Source organism: Hymenobacter agri (assembly GCF_054778495.1).
On record NZ_BAAGZM010001014.1, the window covers coordinates 1 to 1,004 of the forward strand.

2 protein-coding genes are annotated in these 1,004 nt (G+C 58.1%); both read left to right on the top strand.

Translation table 11 applies throughout. The annotated features are described in order from the left end of the window. Nucleotides 1–471, top strand: a 471-nt coding sequence (locus ACYVDE_RS24115) for a hypothetical protein (RefSeq protein WP_460504061.1), incomplete at its 5' end; no start/stop codon positions are given. 338 nt (nucleotides 472–809) lie between these two features. Continuing rightward, nucleotides 810–1,004 (top strand): hypothetical protein (locus ACYVDE_RS24120; RefSeq protein ID WP_460504062.1); only part of this gene is annotated, 195 nt, incomplete at its 3' end.

The window sequence follows — 1,004 nt, forward strand, 5'->3', positions numbered from 1 at the left end:
CGCCAGCAGCTGGCGCTGGAAGCCGTGCCGCCGGCATTCAACTACCCGTATTGGCTGGCCGGGCTGGGGGCGGGGCTGTTGCTGCTGGCGGGCGGCGCCGCTCTGTTTCGGGGGCGGCTGGTGCGGCGCTATCGGGCCTACAAGCAGCGTAAAAACCACGGCTACTTCCTAGCCCAGTTTGCGCGGCACGTCGAGCGGTTTGAACTGTCACGCTCGGCTACCAACGTGGAGCGCGCCGTGGTGCTCTGGAAAAACTACCTCGCCGGCCTCGAAAACAGCGCCCTCCACTCGCTCACGACCCGCGAAATCGTGGCCTACTTCGAGAACGATGCCGACGTGCGCCAGGCCCTGAGCACCACCGACCGCGTCATCTACGGCAACCTGCAAACCGAGGGCGCCGAAGAGGTCGACCGCGCTTTTCAGCGCCTGCGCGACTTTGCCGACCGGCGCTACGTGGCGGTGATAGGGTAGCGGCTACGCCCCGGCCCATCGCATGCAATTCTTTGTTCGGGCACCCGCGTGCGCACTCGGCGGGATGGTCACTTTCTATTAATAGGTTATTTTGTATAGTAAAAATCATGTTTTATATTAATAATTATTCCGGTAAAAACAATAATTGAAGGGTGGGGAAAATAACGGCTTGAATCAATGAAAAATTAAAAAATTAATCCATTTGGAAAAGACGGGCAGATATTTTGGAAAAAACGGTATGTTTGAAGTTGATTCTTTAACCATTTGGACTTTTAGATGTACGTATGATGAACTTCTTCTCAACTTATGGGGTGCGCCAGGCAGTAGCCGTTGGGTTAATGGGCCTGGCATTTACGGGGAGCTTTCGGCTGGCATTGCCGACTGCCGACCGGCCTGCCGCTGGTTGGTGGGCTGAGTTGGAAGGCGAGGACGAAGAAAATGACGCCGACCGCCCCCGCCCCGACCGCCCCGACCTGGCCCTGCTGCAAGACATGCACCGCACCGCCGACCCGGCCACCGGCACCGTGCCCACC